This window comes from Pinisolibacter aquiterrae (assembly GCF_019160155.1).
Taxonomy (GTDB): domain Bacteria; phylum Pseudomonadota; class Alphaproteobacteria; order Rhizobiales; family Ancalomicrobiaceae; genus Pinisolibacter; species Pinisolibacter aquiterrae.
The window spans coordinates 198,797-215,521 of sequence record NZ_JAFNIH010000061.1; the positions used below are offsets into that span (position 1 = coordinate 198,797).

Genomic DNA, 16,725 nt, shown 5'->3' on the forward strand with positions numbered 1-16,725 from the left:
GGAAGACACATGCTGCCGCAGGAACTGATCCGCCGCAAACGCGACGGCGGTACGCTCACCGGCGCGGAGATCGCGGCGCTGGTCACAGGCCTCACCGACGGCTCGGTGAGCGAGGGCCAGATCGCCGCCTTCGCCATGGCCGTGTTCTTTCGCGGGCTGGCGCTCGACGAGCGGGTCGCGCTGACGAAGGCGATGCGCGATTCCGGAACGGTTCTCGCCTGGGACCTGCCGGGGCCGGTGCTCGACAAGCATTCCTCCGGCGGGGTCGGCGACGACGTCTCCCTGATGCTGGCGCCGATGGTCGCGGCCTGCGGCGGCTTCGTCCCGATGATCTCCGGGCGCGGACTCGGCCACACCGGCGGCACGCTCGACAAGCTCGATTCGATCCCCGGCTATCGCACCCAACCGGACAATGCGCTCTTCGCCCGCGTCGTCCGCGAGGTCGGCTGCGCGATCATCGGCCAGACCGCCGATCTGGCGCCGGCCGACAAGCGCTTCTACGCGATCCGCGACGTGACCGGCACGGTCGAGAGCCTCGACCTCATCACCGCGTCGATCCTCTCGAAAAAGCTCGCCGCCGGGCTCGAGGGGCTGGTGCTCGACGTCAAATGGGGCAACGGCGCCTTCATGGCGACGCTCGCCGAGGCCGAAGCGCTGGCGGCGAGCCTCGTCACGGTGGCGAACGGCGCCGGCCTGCCGACGCGCGCCCTCGTCACCGACATGAACCAGCCGCTGGCGCCCGCCGCCGGCAACGCGCTCGAGATCGCCCATGCGGTCGACTTCCTGACGCGGAAGCGCCGCGATCCGCGCGCCGAGGCGGTGACCGTGGCGCTCGGGGCGGAGATGCTGACCCTCTCCGGGCTTTCGGGATCGCTCGAGGAGGCGAGCGCCCGCCTCACCGCGACGCTCGACGACGGGCGTGCGGCGGAGGTGTTCGGGCGGATGGTCGCGGCGCTCGGAGGGGCGAACGACTTCGTCGAGACGGCGGCGAACCGTCTCGCGGCGGCGCCGGTCGTCCGCGACGTCTTCGCCGAGGGCGAGGGAATCGTCGAGAGCATCGACACCCGCGCGGTCGGCGTGGCGGTGATCGAACTCGGCGGCGGCCGGGTCCAGGCCAGCGACACGATCGATCCGGCCGTCGGCTTCGACCGGCTCGCCGGCGTCGGCGAGCGCATCGACCGCGCGACGCCGATCGGCCGGGTCCATGCCGCCACGGCAGCGGCGGCGGAACGGGCGGCGGACCGCCTCAAATCCGCCTATCGGGTCGGGTCATCTCGCCCGCTCGACCGGCCGCTGGTGGCCGATCGCATCACGGAATGAGCCCGAGGGCTCGGCGCGAAGGGATCATCATGGCGCGTGCCATTCTGCTCGTCCTCGATTCCTTCGGGATCGGCGCGGCGCAAGACGCAGAACGCTTCGGCGATGCCGGTGCCGACACCTACGGCCACATCGCGCGCGCCTGCGCCGAAGGGCGCGGCGACCGCGAGGGTCTGCGCGCCGGGCCGCTGGTTCTGCCCAATCTCACCCGGCTCGGTCTGGCGCGGGCGCATGCCGGCTCGATCGGCGGCATCGACCCGGCGCCGGGCGCGGCGATCGAGGGGGCCTCGGGCCATGCGATCGAGACCTCCAAGGGCAAGGACACGCCGTCCGGCCATTGGGAGCTGATGGGCGTGCCGGTCACCTTCGACTGGGGCTATTTCCCGGCGACGAAGCCGTGTTTTCCCAAAGTGTTGATCGACGCGCTGATCGCCGAGGCGGGGCTTCCCGGCGTCCTCGGCGAGGAACACGCCTCGGGCACCGAGATCATCGCCCGGCTCGGCGAAGAACACGTCCGGACCGGCAAGCCGATCGTCTATACCTCGGCCGACTCGGTCTTCCAGATCGCCGCCCATGAAGAGAGCTTCGGGCTCGAGCGCCTGCTCGAGACCTGCCGGATCGCCCGGCGTCTGGTCGATCCGCTCGGGATCGGCCGGGTGATCGCGCGGCCCTTCCTCGGCTCGTCGGCCGCGACCTTCAAGCGCACGCCGCATCGCCGCGACTTCGCGGTGCCGCCGCCGGAGCCGACCCTGCTCGACCGGGCGAAGGCGGCGGGGCGCGAGGTGGTGGCGATCGGCAAGATCTCCGACATCTTCGCCGGCCTCGGCCCGACCCGAGTGGTGAAGGCGGCCGGCAACATGGCGCTGTTCGACGCCACTCTCGAGGCGCTCGGCGCGACCGCCGACGGCGGGTTGATCCTGACCAATTTCGTCGACTTCGACATGGAATGGGGCCACCGGCGCGACGTTCCCGGCTATGCGGCCGGGCTCGAGGCCTTCGACCGGCGGCTGCCGGAACTCGAGGCGCGGCTGCGGCCGGGCGATCTGGCGATCGCCACCGCCGATCACGGCTGCGATCCGACCTGGCGCGGCACGGATCACACCCGCGAGCACGTCCCGGTCCTCGCCTTCGGGCCGGGTGTCGGCCGGCGCGATCTCGGCGGGGTCGGCTTCGCCGACGTCGGCGCCACTTTCGCGGCGCATCTCGGGTTGGAGCCGGGTCCGCACGGGCGCGCCTTCGCCGTGGCGTGAGCGCGCCCTCCCCGCCTCCCGGTCACGCCTTCGGCCAGCGTGCCGCGATCACCGTGAAGAGCGCGCGGATCGCCTGGGCCTCGCCGCCTTCCGGACGGCCGGGCCGGGCAGCCGGCGCCCAGGCGTAGATGTCGAGATGGACCCAGGCGGAGGTGTGCTCGACGAAGTCCGCGAGGAACAGCGCCGCCGTGATCGAGCCGGCGAAGCCGCCGGAGCCGGCGTTGGCGATGTCGGCGATCTTGCTGTCGATCATCGGCCGATAGACCGGCCACAGCGGCATCCGCCACAGCGGATCGAAGGCCGTCTTCGCCGCGTCGGCGATCTCCGCCGCGAGGGCGTCGTCATGGGTGTAGAAGGGCGGGAGATCCGGGCCGAGCGCCACCCGCGCGGCGCCGGTCAGCGTCGCCAGATCGATCAGGAGGACGGGCGTCTCCTCGTCGGCGAGCGCGAGCGCGTCGGCGAGCACCAGCCGCCCCTCGGCGTCGGTGTTGCCGATCTCGACCGTGAGGCCCTTGCGCGAGGGGAAGACGTCGCCGGGGCGGAAGGCGCGGCCGGAGATCGCGTTCTCCACCGCCGGGACGATCAGGCGCAGACGCACCGGCAACCCCGCGCCGATGATCATCGAGGCGAGCGCGAGGGCGTTGGCGGCGCCGCCCATGTCCTTCTTCATCAGGAGCATGGCGCTGTCCGGCTTGATGTCGAGACCACCGGAATCGAACACCACCCCCTTGCCCACCAGCGTCACCTTGGGGTGACGGGCATCGCCCCAGGTCGCGTCGATCAGGCGCGGCGGCCGGTCCGACCCCTGCCCGACCGCATGGACGAGGGGGAAGTTCGCGGCGAGGAGATCCTCGCCGACGGTCTCGACGACCACGCCGCCGGCCGGTTCGAACACCGCGCGGATCGTCGCCGCGAGCTCGGCGGGACCGAGATCGTTCGCCGGCGTATTGACGAGGTCGCGGGCCAGGAACACCGCCTCGGCCGTGCGGGTCACCGCCGCGAGATCGACGCTCTCGCCGACCATCAGCCTCACCGCGCGATCCACCGCCGTCTTGTAGCGGGTGAAGCGATAGCTCTCGAGCGCGAAGGCGAGCGCCGCCAGGGTCTCGTCCTCGAGCGGGCCCTCGAAGGCCCAGGTGCCGGCCGGCAGCAGGCTCGCGGCCTTGCCCGGCAGGAACGGCGTGCGTGCCGCCTCGCCGCGACGGCCGAGCCCGAACAGAGCCCCGGCGATCGCCCCGTTCGCATCGGGCAGCACCAGACATTGACCGGCCTTGGCCTCGAAACCGGCGGCGCGGGCGAAGGCGGACGCGGCGGCGCCGAGCGCGTCGAGGCGCGCGGCGAGACCGTCGGGCGTCACCACGCGGATCGGCAACACGGCGAGAGCGGGGTCGAAGGCGATCAGGGGAAGAGACAAGGCGAAGCACTCCACGGCGGGGAACCGCGACTGCATCACGCGACGGCCGGCCTGTCCAGGCATCACGGCGCAGGGCGGGACGGCCGCTCGCTCAGGGCTCGGCCGGGGCGCATCGCGGGGTGCCGCGCGACCGGCGCCGGCCGGTTTAACCGACCGTTAGGGTTAACGTGAGATGACTGGATCGGTCGCCCCACCCGGGATCGTCGAGGATCTCGGGGCGGCGCGCCCGGAGATCGGAACATGAAACGGACCCCAGCCCTCGCGCCCGCCAGATTTGCCCTGACGATGGCGGTGGCGATCGGCCTCGGCGTCTCCCTCGCCGGCTGCGCCCAACCGCGCTCGGGCGATCCCGAGACGACCGGCTCGATCCGTCTGGCGCCGGAGACCGGCCCGATCGGTACCGCCGCCGAGTGGACCGACCGCTACAAGGCCGCGCCGGACGATCCCAACACCGCCCTCTCCTTCGCCCGCGCTCTGCGCGCCGAAGGCCGCGCCGCGCAGGCGGTCGACGTGCTGCAGAAGACGATGGTCCAGCGCCCGAACGACCCGGTGATCGCCTCCGCCTATGGCAAGGCGCTGGCCGAGAAGGGCGATTTCGACGCGGCGCTGCGCGTCATTCGCGCCGCCAATTCGCCGCGCACGCCCGATTGGCGCCTGACCTCGGCGGAAGGCGCCATCCTCGATCAGATGGGCCAGCCGCAGGCGGCGCGCGCCCTCTACGAGCAGGCCCTCAAACTGGCGCCGGAGGAGCCGACCGTCCTCAACAACTACGGCCTCTCCTTCACCCTCACCAACGAATTGCCGCAGGCCGAACGGATCCTGCGCCGTGCCGCCCAGGCGCCGACCGCCGACGGCCGCGTGCGCCAGAACCTCGCCCTCGTGGTCGGGCTCCAGGGCCGTTTCGAGGAAGCCCGTGAGATCGCCACCCGCGCTCTGCCGAAGGAGCAGGCCGACGCCAACGTCGCCTATCTCAGGGCGATGCTGAGCCAACCCAACACCTGGAAGCAGCTCGAGAAGAGCGCCAAGACCGGCTGAACCGCAGCGCGTCGCCGAACGAGAAAAGGGGCCCGACGGCCCCTTTTCGCATGTCGAGGCCGGCGCGATCCCGCGCCGACGAGGGCTCATTCCGCGGGCTTCGCCGGGTCGAACTGATCGAAGGCCTCCACCGCCTGGGCGGCATACATGTAGGCCGGGCCGGCCCCCATGTAGATCGCGGTCGCCATGGTCTCGATGATCTCGTCGCGGGTCGCGCCCGCCGCCCGCGCCGCCTTGGCGTGGAAGGCGATGCACGGATCGCAACGCACCGTCACCGAGATCGCCATGGCGATCAGTTCCTTGGTCTTGGTGTCGAGCACGCCCGCCTTGAGCGCGCCGGAGGCGAGCTGCGAGAAGCCCTTCATGGCGTCGGGGGCGCCGGTGCGGACCTCCTTCAGGAGGACCGTCATCTCCGCGGCGATGTTCGGCCAATTCTTGTACATGTGCTGCCTCCGAATGGGTTCGCTTGTGTCGGGCGCCGAAAACCCCGCGCCCTCGGATCCGAGGGTCGGTGGTACCCGGCTCGGAGATATCAGTCAATTCTGATATATTACGGATCGCCGGCGTCGCGCGGCGCGAGGTCAGCGCCAGGCGAAGAGCTGGATCATCGCCGGCCCGATGATGACCACGAAGAGCACCGGCAGGAAGAACAGGATCATCGGCACGGTGAGCTTGGGCGGCAGGGCGGCGGCCTTCTTCTCGGCCTCCTGGAGGCGGGTGCCGCGGCTCTCGGCGGAGAGGACGCGCAACGCCTGTCCGAGCGGGGTGCCGTATTTCTCCGCCTGGATCAGCGCGGTGGTGACGCCGCGCACCGGCTCGAGCCCGGTCCGAGCGGCGAGATTGTCGTAGGCCTTGCGCCGTTCCTGGAGATAGGAGAGCTCGGCCGCGGTCAGCGACATCTCCTCGGCGAGAGGCAGCGACGTCGAGCCGATCTCCTCGGAGACGCGGCGGAAGGCCGGCTCGATCGACATGCCGGATTCGATGCAGATCAGCAGCAGGTCGAGCGCGTCGGGCCAGGCGCGGCGGATCGACTGCTGGCGCTTGGTGATGGCGTTCGAAATGTAGAGATTGGGCAGATAGAGGCCGAGCGCGGCGGCGCCGAGCGCGTAGATGAACTTCATGTTGGCGGGCTGGTCGATCTTGGCGAGCAGGAACAACCACAGCAGGGCCAGCGCGAAACAGGCGAAGGGCAGCACGAAACGCGCGAACAGGAAGACCGTGAGCGGGGCCTGACCTCGGAAGCCGGCCTGACGCAGCTTGTCGGCGGTCTTCTCGTCGGAGAGAGCCTGGCGCAGCTGGAGCTTCTCCACCAGGTTCTTCATGTAGGCCTTGGGCTCGGCGCGCAGCGACTTGCCGCGGTCGTTGGCCAGACGCGCGCGCTCGCGGGCGCGGATCTTCTCGCGCTCGCCGGCGACCGCCTTCATACGCGAGGTCATCTCGTTGCGCTCGAGCAACGGCAGGCCGACCGAGATCACGGTCAGGCCGACGCCGACCGCCACCGCGCCGGCGAGCAGGACCTGAGGGTCGACGAGCGTGTCGATCAGCGATGCCATCGTCTCCCCCTCAGAAGTCGAAATTGATCATCTGGCGCATGACCAGAATGCCGAGCAACATGTAGAGACCACCGCCGACGAGGATCAGGTTTCCGGACGTCGTGACGAAGAGAATCTTGATGTAGTTCGGGCTGGTCAGATAGACGAGGCCGCCCACCACGAAGGGCAGCGAGCCGATGATGGCGGCGGAGGCCTTGGCTTCCATCGACATCGCCTGGATCTTCTCGCGCATCTTGCGCCGCTCGCGCAGCACGTTGGCGAGATTGCCGAGCGCCTCGGAGAGATTGCCGCCGGCCTTCTGCTGAATGGCGATGACGATGCCGAAGAAGTTGGCCTCCTGCAGCGGCATGCGCTCGTAGAGCTTGAGGCAGGCCTCGCCGACCGGCATGCCCATCTGCTGGGCTTCCATGATGGTGCGGAACTCGGAACGGACCGGCTCCTTGGTCTCGGTCGAGATCATGCGCAGGCAGTCGCCGAGCGGCAGGCCGGAGCGAATGCCGCGCACGATCAGATCGATCGCGGTCGGCAGTTCGGCGATGAAGGCCTTCTGGCGGCGCTTGCGCAGGTAGTTGACGAACCACGAGGGCATGCCGAGAGCGCCGATCACCGCCGCGCCGAGACCGACCACCGGCTGACCCGACAGGATCAGGCCGAGGAAGCCGACGCCGAGGCCGAGGCCGACGGAGAAGAGATAATAGGTGCGCCGGCTCCAGCCGAGCCCGGCCTGGATCAGGCGCATCGCCAGGGTCGGGCGGGCGTTGCGGTCGTTCTTGGCCTTCTGACGCTCCTCGAATTCCTTGAGGGCGGCCTGGACCGAACGCTTGGTCTTGTTGAGCGAGGCGGCGGCGGTCTCCGCCGACTTCGTCGTGGGCGAGGACTCGAGGAGCCGCTCCAGACGCTTGGCGGCGACGCCCTCGTCGGAGACCTTGTCGTAGAGCAGCGTGTAGGCGATGCCGCCGGCGCTGAGCGCCACCAGAGCGATGATCGCGATCGTCACCACGTTCAGATCGAACACGAGCAGTCTCCTCGCACCGACGAGCGGCGTCAGCCTTCCCGGACCTCGGCCCGATCCAGGGCCTCGGCCAATCGACGTTCCTCACCGAAATAACGCGCGCGTTCCCACATCCGGGGACGGCCGATGCCGGTCGAACGGTGGCGTCCGACGATGCGGCCGAGTTCGTCCTCGCCGATCATGTCGTAGACGAAGAGGTCCTGGGTCACGACCACGTCGCCTTCCATGCCCAGCACCTCGGTGATGTGGGTGATGCGGCGCGAGCCGTCGCGCAGACGCGCCGCCTGGACGATCACGTCGACCGAGGAGACGATCATCTCGCGAATGGTGCGCGCGGGCAGGCCGTAGCCGCCCATGGTGATCATCGATTCCATGCGGCTCAGGGCTTCGCGCGGCGAGTTGGCGTGCAGCGTGCCCATCGAGCCGTCGTGGCCGGTGTTCATCGCCTGCAACAGATCGAAGGCCTCGGGTCCGCGCACCTCGCCGACGATGATCCGCTCGGGACGCATGCGCAGGCAGTTCTTGATCAGATCGCGCATGGTGATCTGGCCCTCGCCCTCGATGTTGGGCGGGCGGGTTTCCAGGCGCACGACGTGCGGCTGCTGCAACTGGAGTTCGGCGGCGTCCTCGCAGGTGATGATGCGCTCGGTCGATTCGATATAGAGCGTCAGGCAGTTGAGCAGCGTCGTCTTGCCCGAGCCGGTGCCGCCGGAGACGATGACGTTGCAGCGGCTCTTGCCGATGATCTGGAGGACCTGCGCGCCTTCCGGCGTGATCGTGCCGAAGTTCACCAGTTGATCGAGGGTCAGCTTGTCCTTCTTGAACTTACGAATGGTGAGCGCCGGACCGTCGATGGCGAGCGGCGGCGCGATCACGTTGACGCGGGAGCCGTCGGGCAGGCGCGCGTCGCAGATCGGGCTCGATTCGTCGACGCGGCGGCCGACCTGACTGACGATGCGCTGGCAGACGTTCATCAGCTGCTGATTGTCGCGGAAGCGGACGTTGGTCAGCTGCACCTTGCCGGCGACTTCGATGTAGGTCTTCTCGGCCCCGTTGACCATGATGTCGGCGATGTCGTCGCGGGCGAGCAGCGGCTCGAGCGGACCGTAACCGAGCACGTCGTTGACGATGTCGGCGAGCAGTTCCTCCTGCTCGGCGATCGACATCACCAGATTCTTGAGATGGATGATCTCGTTGATGACGTCGGAGATCTCCTCGCGTGCCGATTCCGGATCGAGGCGGGCGAGCTGCGACAGATCGATCGTGTCGATCAGGGCGGAGAAGATCGACGACTTGACGTCGTAATAGTCCTCGGACCGCTGGCGCTCCTGCGGGCGGCTGGGGGGGAGCGGCGCGTTCGGATCGGCGGCCTGGGAGGCGCGGCTCGGCTGCGAACTCGCCGGCGAGGCCGAACGCGCCTGTGCGGGCGCGGCGGCGGGACGCGCGGTCGCGTCCGCCTTGCCGGCTCCCGATGTCGTTCCAGTCGAACCACGACGACCGAACATACCTTCACCCTATGGTTCGAGACGTTTCACGATGCCTTGCGCATCCTGAGCTTGGCGAGGAGCGGCCCCAGATCGAGCGCCGACTTGCGGCCCTTGCGAACCTCGCGGCGCCCGGTCGTCAACGTGGCCAGCGTGCGGAAGACCTCCGCCGAGGCGTGTTTGGCGTCCATCTCGCCGATCATCAGGCCCTTGTTCGCCGCGTTGCCGAAGACGGCGGCGTCGAAGGGGATGATCGCCGCGATCGGCAGCTCCAGCGCCTTGGCGAATTCCTCGGGCTTGATCTCCGGCCGCTTCGGCACACCGACCATGTTGAAGACGAGGTGGGGCGGCGCGTCGTTGGGACGGCCTGCCTTCAACGTGTCGACCAGATTCTTGGCGTTGCGGAGATTGGCGAGGTCGGGCGCGGCGACGATGACGACGTCGTCGGCCTCGCGCAATTGGCGGCGCGTCCACGAGGTCCATTGATGCGGCAGATCGAGCACCACGATCGGCACCGTGGACCGGGCGACCTCGATGATCGTGTCGAAGTCCTGCTCCTCGTGATCGTAGGCGCGATCGAGCATCGCCGGCGCCGCCAGGATCGACAGCTGGTCGGAACATTTGGTCAGCAGGCGATCGAGGAAGGTCTCGTCGAGACGTTCCGGCGAGTTCAGCGCCTCGACCACGCCCTGCGGCGGCTCCTGATTGAAGTCGAGCGCGGCGGTGCCCCAGGCGAGATCGAGATCGGTGATCATCACGTCGGTGCCGAAGGTCTTGCCGATCGACCAGGCGACGTTGTGGGCCACCGTCGACGAGCCGCAACCGCCCTTGGCGCCGATGAAGGCGACGGTGCGACCGAGCGGCGCCGCCGCCGGGCCGTGATAGAGTTCGCCGATCGCCCGCACCACGTCGAACATGGTGAGCGGCATCACGACATATTCGCTGACGCCGCGGCGGATCAGTTCGCGATAGAGCACGACGTCGTTGACGTGGCCGATCACCATCACCTTGGTGCCGGGATCGCAGACGTCGGCGAGACCGTCGAGGTGGCCGAGGATCTCCTCCGCCTTGCCCTTGGATTCGACCACCACCAGATTGGGGGTCGGCGCCGAGCCGTAGAACTCCACGGCGGCGGGAAGCCCGCCCATCTGCACCTTGAGATGAGCGCGCGACATGCGCCGATCGGCCCCGGCCGCCTCGAGCAGCTCGGCGACGTCGCTCGTCTCGCAGAAGGCCTGGATCGCGATGCGGGGAACGGGGCGGAGATCGTTCGGATCGCCCGCGGCGTTTTCGTCTCTGGCGAGCGTCATTCGCTGCTTCCTCCACTCACCTGGCTGGCGCTCGGCGCCGGCAGCGAGAAGTTCGACTTGGTCTTCTCACCCTTGCGATAGGCCTGCAGCACCACCGCGCGGCGGGTCGCGTCGGTCGGGCCGAGCGGCGCCGGGGCGACCAGATCGGCCGGGTTCTCGACCATCGCGGCGATGTTGGCCTGGGTGGCGCAGCCGAAGTTCCAATAATCGCGGTTGACGAAGTCGGACGTCGTCTGGCGCGGCCACTCGCCGCATTCGTGCGGCACCCGCGCGACGATGCGCGGATAGGCGATGCGGATCGGCGCCACGTCCTCGGGGCCGACGGCCTCGTAGACGCGCCGCTCGATCGCATGGGCCGGCACGCCGCCGCGCGTCAGCGCCGCCGCGATCTCGCGCGACTGGCGGTGGGCGGCGACCTCGTTGGCCGATCCGCTCGGCACCATCATGGTGACGCCGCTGGCGCCCTGGCGGCGGGATTCGCGCCCGAAGGCCTCGACCGTCGCGGCGAGCTTGGCGGAGAGATGCGCGCCCTGGACGCCGACGGGGACGTCGAGGGTCTCGTTGCCCTCCTCCACCACGATCGGATGGCGGGTGCGATAGCCGTCGGTGTCGATCGAGCCGGTGAACTGCGGCTCGCGCGGCGCGCAGGCGCCGAGCGTCGCGCCGAGGGCGAGAGACCCCAACAGGATCGCGGCGAGGCGGGGAGAGGGAAGAAGTCGAACGATCGGGCTCATGGTGTCCGGACCCTCAATCGAAGATGTAGCCGAACCGACCGGCATAGGTGCCGTTCGGGGACTGGCCGTTGGCGCGATAGACCCGGTTCAGGCGTCCCATGAACATCGCCGCCGCGTCGCCGCTCGGACGGAAGTTCTGGTCGGGCCGCTGCAACTTGGCGGAGGCGACCGGATGCACCACGACGGGCTGAATGAAGATCACCAGCTCGCTCTGCGAATGCTGGAAGTCGCGGGAGCGGAAGAGGGTACCGAGGATCGGCACGCTCATCAGCCCCGGCGTGCCGGCCAGCGCCTGCTTGACGTCGTCCTTGATCAGGCCGCCGAGCACCATCGCGCCGCCCGAGGGGATCTCGAGCGTGGTCGCGGCGCGGCGGACGCGCAGCGCCGGGATGGTCAGCGAACCGATCGTCACGGCGCCGTCGGAGGTGAGTTCGGACACCTCGGTCTTGACCGTGAGGTTGATCCGGTCCTCGGCGAGCACGATCGGCTGGAAGTTGAGCGCGATGCCGTAGGTCTTGAACTCGATGCCGATGGTGCTGCCACTCGAGCCCGACGACTGGCTGACCGGGATCGGATATTCGCCGCCGACCAGGAACTGCGCCTGTTCGCCCGACAGCGCCGACAGGTTCGGCTCGGCGAGCGTCTTCATCAGGCTGTTCTGCTCGAGCGCCTGGAGCTTGGCGGAGACCGACCACGGCCCGAAGGTGCCGCCGCCGGAGACGGTGGAGGCGGGATCGACCGCGGAGGTGATCGGGAAGGGATTGGAGGAGCTGAAGGCGCCGAACCAATTGCCCTGCCCGCCGCCGGCGGTCACGTCGATGCCGAGCTTCTTGATGACGTCGCGCTGCATCTCGGCGATCGTCACCTTGAGCATCACCTGGTCCTTGCCGGCGATGGTCAGGGCGTTGACCACCTGCGGGCCCGACCCGAGGCTGGCGACGGTGGCGGTGCCGGTCGAGCCGGTCGTCGCCGGGGCCGATCCGGACGAGGACGAAGACGACGAGGACGACGAGGACGAGCCCTCGCTGCCGATGAAGCGCGAGGCGACCTCGTAGGCCTGGACGGCCTCGCTGGCGTTGGCGACCATGCCCGACAGGATCACCGTTCCGGCGACGGCCTCGACGCGGATCGTGCTGCGCGGCAGGACGCGCTTCAGGAGCCCCTCGAGCGAGGACGTGTCGACCTCGACCTGGATCTGCAGATTGGCGATCGGCCGGCCCGAGGCGCCGAACACCACCACGTTGGTGTTGCCGAATTTGTTGCCGATCAGATAGAGGCGCTTCGACGAGCGGACGACCGCGTCGGCGACCTTGGGGTCGGACACCAGCACGTCGCGGATGTCGTCCTCGAAATCGAGGATCTTCGACTTCGACAGCGCGAGGTGGACCACGCGTTCGCTGCGGGAGTCCGATGCCGTCATCCGATCGTAGCGAACGGATTGGGCCGGGGCCTGCGTCGGCGCCGCAGCGATCGCGACGACGGCCGCCGTGAACGCCAGGGCGGCGGAGAAGCGGCGGGAAGGAACCAGTCTGGCGAACATGCGATCACCCTCGAAACACCGACCGAACGCTTCAGCGCCGGATCGAAACCGTGGAGCTCACCCCGTAGCGAACCACCCTCACCGAACCACCGACGTCCGTGCTCTCTTCCTCGCCGACGGGCGTCTCGCGATCACGCAGCGCCCGCAGCGCGAGCGAGATCACGCCGAGCTGCTGCGACTGGGCGACGATCTCGGCCTGACGCTGCGTGAGCTCCAGCGTCACCGTGTCCTTGGCCAGCATCGACGCGGAATCCTTGGTGTCGGCGACCTGCTGGTCGACGGCGAGGATGCGGATGTTGGTGAGGATCGTCTCGCTGACGTAGGGGTCGGCGTTCATGCCCTTGGGCGCGGCGCGGGTCAGGATGATGTCGACGTGGTCGTTGGGCAGGATGAAGCCGCCGGCCGACGACACCGCCTTCACCTCGACCGCGGTCGCCCGCATGCCCGGCGTCAGGATCACCGACATGAAGCCGCGTTCGGCCTTGAGCAGGCGCTGCTCGTTGACCGGCTCGCCCTTGAAGAAGGCGCTGCGCGCGACCCAATCGGCGTAGTCCTCGGCCGCCTTGGGATGGGCGGCGCGGGTGATGTAGGCCTCGACGATGCCGGCCTTGGGGAAGGGCTGCCAGACGAAGTCTCCGGCGGCGATCCGCTTGCCGGTGGAGATGTCGCCTCCGGCGACCAGGACGTCGACGGTCTCGGGAGCCGGCGGCGCGACCGGCGCGGCGGCGACCACCGGCGCCGGCGCCGGCGGCCGGTTGGACATCTTGACGGCGAGCATCGCCGCGATGATGCCGGCGACGAGCGCGACCGCCAGAACGAGGAGACGTGAAGCCTTCATGATCGAACCCGATTCTTGGGATGGTCACCCTCGGCGCCCATCTCCCCAGACTTTCGGGTCCAATTGGTTCAGGTATGGTTAATGGTCGGTCACTTTTCGCGGTGAACGGAAGATGAAGCCGTTCGACCCGGCGCGAGCGGTGCCTCTCAACCCATCAGAACGGCGAACCACGCCGTCGACGGGAAGAGATGGAGTGCCGCCGCGGTGAGCGCGATGCCGTAGGGCACGTGCCGATGCTCGGGGAAGCGCGCGAGGAAACCGACCCGGAGCGCCGGCAGCGGCGCCAGGGCGCGATCGGTGATCAACACCACCACGGTCAGGATGCCGCCGTAGATCGAGAAGCCGAGGGCGAAGTCGAGGAGATGGCCCCAGCCGAGCCACAGGGCGATGGCGGAGGCGAACTTGACGTCGCCGCCGCCCATCCAGCCGAGGGCGAAGAGGGCGAAGCCGCCGACGAAGATCAGAGCGGCCGAGGCGAGATGCCAGCCCACCACCTCCCATCCCGGCGCGGCGAGCGCCAGCGCCGCGAGCCCGGCGGCGAAGAGGCCGAGGGTGATGCGGTTGGGGATGGTCATGGTCAGGAAATCGGTCGCCGCGCCGAGCGCGGTCAGGATCGGAAAGAGCGCGATCACGATCATCGAAAGGGTCTGCGTCATCTCGATGGCGTCCTTCGTCCGTCCTGGCGTCTCGCCTCAGAATGGGCGTGGCGGGTTGAGGCGGAGTAAACGGTCGCGGCCGGGCCGGCGATCGAGCCTCCCCGAAACGAAACGAGGCGGGCTCGGCCCGCCTCGTTTCTGATCCCCTTCGAACGGCGCGTCGTGGCCGTCCGCAGCCGGCATCAGCCGGAGGTCACCATCTTGGAGGCGACATGGTTGAAGGTGTTCGACAGCGTGGTGCCGAGCGAGGTCGCGCCGGCGATGATCGCGAGAGCGATCAGGGAGGCGATCAGGCCATACTCGATCGCGGTGGCGCCGGACTCGTCCTTCAGGAAACGGGCGAACAAGGTCATCTGAGAGCTCCTCATCGTATGCACACGGTTTCAGCGACTTCGTCTTTCGTCGGCCTACACACCTCGGCCGCTCGAAGTCTGGAGCGACATTACGGGTCACGACCTAATTCGGAGTAAATTCGAATGGTTAGCGAAGTGTTCATCGCCGGAATCGCCACCAGGGTTAGCAAATGGTGCAAATCATGCGTGTGGCTGGCCCGATCGACGCGCGATGTCGATGGCGATCTTAAGTGATCGTTCACCAAACCACGTCAGGATGCATCTCGATCCGGTGCGCGATCGCTCTCGTCGGGCGTCGCGCCGACGGGTCGCCGGTTTCCCCGAACGAGGTTTCCCTCCCGTGCGCCCCTTCACCGTTCTTCGCGCTCTCGCCACCGTCGCCGTCCTCGCCGGATCCGTGTCCGGCGTGACCGCCAAGGATCCGATCGCGGTGATGATCGACCGCGCCAAGGTGATGCGCATCTCCGCGCCCGCCGCCACGGTGGTCATCGGCAATCCCGCGATCGCCGACGCGACCATTCAGGACCGCCAGACGCTGGTCATCACCGGCAAGGTCACCGGCGTCACCAATCTCGTCATCCTCGACGCCAAGGGCGAACTGATCGCCGACGAGCTGATCAACGTCGAGAAGGCCGATCGCGGCATGGTCACGGTGCAGCGCGGCGCCCGTCGCTACACCTATGCCTGCACGCCGAGCTGCAACGTGGCCCTCGAGCCCGGCGACGCGTCCGAGTACTTCAGCCAGGCGTCGAGCCAGATGGCCGGTCGCAGCGGCTTCGTCGCGCAGTCGACCGGGCCGACGCAGTGACATCCGTCCGCCGACGGCGCGAGACCGTCGGCACCGATCGAGACGAGAGAGGCCGGGCGGCGGCGGCGAAATTCTCGGAATTTGAACCGTTTGTTCAAACATTCGCGCGATGGATGGTCTTCCAGACGGTGATCCGGGAGGCGCCGTCCGATCGTCACGAGGACGTGCGATGGAGATGCCGGGACGTCGAAGGAGCGAGCGAGCGCGGGGCGCGGGATGGCGGGCGACGATGCGCCGCCTCCTACGCGACACGCGTGCCGCCACCGCCGTCGAATTCGCCATCATCGCCGCGCCGTTCCTGGCCCTGATCGGGGCCATCATGGAAATGGCGGTGGTCTTTCTCGCCTCGCAGGTGCTCGACAGCGCCACGGCCGACGCCGCCCGCCTGATCCGTACCGGACAGGCCCAGCAGCAGAGCATGAACGCCTCGCAGTTCAAGGCGCAGGTCTGCGACCGGCTCTACGTCCTCTTCGACTGCAACAAGGTCTATGTCGAATCGACCGTCTATTCGCAGTTCTCGTCGATCGGAAACTTGAACACCTACAGTGCCTTCAAGGACGCCGACGGCAACTTCGATCCGACGAAGGTCGGCTCCTACCACACCGGCAACGGCTCCGACATCGTGGTGGTCAGGGTGTTCTACGCCTATCCGGTGATCTTCAAGAATCTCGGTCTCGACCTCGCCAACACGGCGGACGGGAAATTGTTGATGACGGGGGTCGCCGTGTTCCGCAACGAGCCCTTCCCATGGAGCTCGCCCTATCCATGACCGATCGTCCCACCTCGACCGTCACGCGCGTGTTCCGTCCCGGCTCGATCCTGCGCGATCGCCGCGCGGTGGCGGCGGTGGAGTTCGCGCTGCTGCTGCCGCTGATGGTGACGCTGTTCATCGGCGGCAACGAGATCTCCCAGGCACTCGGCATCTATCGCAAGGTCGGCCACACCAGCGCCACCCTCGGCGATCTCGTGGCCCAGTCGGGCACCCTCACCATCCAACAGATGAACGACATCATCGCCGCCTCCGTCTCGGTGATGACGCCCTACGACAGCACCGGCGCCAAGATGATCATCTCGGCGGTGAAGTACACGACGTCGGGCGGCTACAAGGTCTGTTGGAGCAAGGCCCAGAACGACACCGGATGGACGATCGGCTCGTCGCCGCCGGTGACCATTCCCACCGGCCTCGTGACCGACGGACAGCAGGTCGTCGTCACCCAGGTGAAATACTCCTATACCTCGGCCTTCTCGACGATCATGAAGGACATCTGGGGAACGGGGGCGATCACGCTCAAGGACGTCTCCTATTTCCGCCCGCGCACCTCCGCCACCGTCATCTACGACAGCAAGGATTGCGCCGCCTGAGTGCCGCGGAATTCTCGCTGCGACGCAGCATACCGGGCACTACCTACGGAACAGCCGGG

General features: G+C 68.5%; 17 protein-coding genes. 6 read left to right on the forward strand and 11 right to left on the reverse strand.

Features of this window, described 5'->3' with window-relative positions; genetic code table 11:
* The first annotated feature begins 9 nt into the window (after positions 1-9).
* Both deoA and J3S89_RS22390 read left to right on the forward strand, forming a co-directional pair.
* Positions 10-1,320, forward strand: coding sequence for a thymidine phosphorylase (gene deoA, locus J3S89_RS22385; RefSeq protein ID WP_217931704.1), 1,311 nt, complete (start codon positions 10-12; stop codon positions 1,318-1,320).
* 29 nt (positions 1,321-1,349) lie between these two features.
* On the forward strand, positions 1,350-2,567 hold the full coding sequence (locus J3S89_RS22390; RefSeq protein ID WP_217931706.1) for a phosphopentomutase: 1,218 nt from the start codon (positions 1,350-1,352) through the stop codon (positions 2,565-2,567).
* Between the two features lie 22 nt (positions 2,568-2,589).
* On the opposite strand, the gene J3S89_RS22395 is transcribed toward J3S89_RS22390, so the two are convergent.
* Positions 2,590-3,981 (reverse strand): leucyl aminopeptidase family protein, encoded by a 1,392-nt coding sequence (locus J3S89_RS22395; protein WP_238481881.1) that lies wholly within the window; start codon positions 3,979-3,981, stop codon positions 2,590-2,592.
* Positions 3,982-4,221: 240 nt separating this feature from the next.
* Between J3S89_RS22395 and J3S89_RS22400 the strand changes: the two genes are divergently transcribed.
* A complete protein-coding gene (locus J3S89_RS22400) occupies positions 4,222-5,016 on the forward strand; it encodes a tetratricopeptide repeat protein (protein WP_217931710.1) in 795 nt (264 codons plus the stop codon).
* A gap of 86 nt (positions 5,017-5,102) precedes the next feature.
* Here the strand turns inward: J3S89_RS22400 and J3S89_RS22405 are convergent, their stop codons facing one another.
* From J3S89_RS22405 to J3S89_RS22450, 10 genes are all read right to left on the reverse strand, one after another.
* The gene (locus J3S89_RS22405) at positions 5,103-5,459 is read right to left on the reverse strand and encodes a carboxymuconolactone decarboxylase family protein (RefSeq protein ID WP_217931712.1); all 357 of its coding nucleotides are present in this window, start codon (positions 5,457-5,459) and stop codon (positions 5,103-5,105) included.
* 138 nt (positions 5,460-5,597) lie between these two features.
* Positions 5,598-6,569 (reverse strand): type II secretion system F family protein, encoded by a 972-nt coding sequence (locus tag J3S89_RS22410; protein ID WP_217931714.1) that lies wholly within the window; start codon positions 6,567-6,569, stop codon positions 5,598-5,600.
* Between the two features lie 10 nt (positions 6,570-6,579).
* A complete protein-coding gene (locus J3S89_RS22415) occupies positions 6,580-7,584 on the reverse strand; it encodes a type II secretion system F family protein (protein ID WP_338019786.1) in 1,005 nt (334 codons plus the stop codon).
* A 29-nt stretch (positions 7,585-7,613) separates the two neighbouring features.
* Entirely contained in the window at positions 7,614-9,086 is a 1,473-nt protein-coding gene (locus tag J3S89_RS22420; protein WP_217931715.1) for a TadA family conjugal transfer-associated ATPase, read from the reverse strand.
* Between the two features lie 26 nt (positions 9,087-9,112).
* Positions 9,113-10,375 carry a CpaE/TadZ family protein gene (locus tag J3S89_RS22425; protein WP_217931716.1) on the reverse strand — a complete coding sequence of 421 codons (1,263 nt, stop codon included), beginning with the start codon at positions 10,373-10,375 and terminating at the stop codon, positions 9,113-9,115.
* Positions 10,372-11,109, reverse strand: coding sequence for a CpaD family pilus assembly protein (locus tag J3S89_RS22430; protein ID WP_217931718.1), 738 nt, complete (start codon positions 11,107-11,109; stop codon positions 10,372-10,374). The genes J3S89_RS22425 and J3S89_RS22430 overlap by 4 nt, the downstream gene beginning before the upstream one ends.
* Positions 11,110-11,122: 13 nt before the next feature.
* Positions 11,123-12,649 carry a type II and III secretion system protein family protein gene (locus J3S89_RS22435; RefSeq protein WP_217931721.1) on the reverse strand — a complete coding sequence of 509 codons (1,527 nt, stop codon included), beginning with the start codon at positions 12,647-12,649 and terminating at the stop codon, positions 11,123-11,125.
* A 31-nt stretch (positions 12,650-12,680) separates the two neighbouring features.
* Positions 12,681-13,487: a Flp pilus assembly protein CpaB gene (cpaB, locus tag J3S89_RS22440; RefSeq protein WP_217931723.1), complete on the reverse strand. Its 807-nt coding sequence runs from the start codon at positions 13,485-13,487 to the stop codon at positions 12,681-12,683.
* Between the two features lie 146 nt (positions 13,488-13,633).
* Complete coding sequence (locus tag J3S89_RS22445) at positions 13,634-14,143, reverse strand: A24 family peptidase (RefSeq protein WP_217931724.1); 510 nt, start codon at positions 14,141-14,143, stop codon at positions 13,634-13,636.
* 182 nt (positions 14,144-14,325) lie between these two features.
* Positions 14,326-14,496: a Flp family type IVb pilin gene (locus tag J3S89_RS22450; RefSeq protein WP_217931726.1), complete on the reverse strand. Its 171-nt coding sequence runs from the start codon at positions 14,494-14,496 to the stop codon at positions 14,326-14,328.
* 340 nt (positions 14,497-14,836) lie between these two features.
* Between J3S89_RS22450 and J3S89_RS23455 the strand changes: the two genes are divergently transcribed.
* From J3S89_RS23455 to J3S89_RS22465, 3 genes are all read left to right on the forward strand, one after another.
* Positions 14,837-15,304, forward strand: a complete 468-nt coding sequence (locus tag J3S89_RS23455; RefSeq protein ID WP_217931728.1) for a pilus assembly protein N-terminal domain-containing protein — start codon at positions 14,837-14,839, stop codon at positions 15,302-15,304.
* Positions 15,305-15,533: 229 nt separating this feature from the next.
* The gene (locus J3S89_RS22460) at positions 15,534-16,073 is read left to right on the forward strand and encodes a TadE/TadG family type IV pilus assembly protein (protein ID WP_217931730.1); all 540 of its coding nucleotides are present in this window, start codon (positions 15,534-15,536) and stop codon (positions 16,071-16,073) included.
* Positions 16,070-16,666, forward strand: a complete 597-nt coding sequence (locus J3S89_RS22465) for a TadE/TadG family type IV pilus assembly protein (RefSeq protein WP_217931732.1) — start codon at positions 16,070-16,072, stop codon at positions 16,664-16,666. The genes J3S89_RS22460 and J3S89_RS22465 overlap by 4 nt, the downstream gene beginning before the upstream one ends.
* The last annotated feature ends 59 nt before the right edge of the window (positions 16,667-16,725 follow it).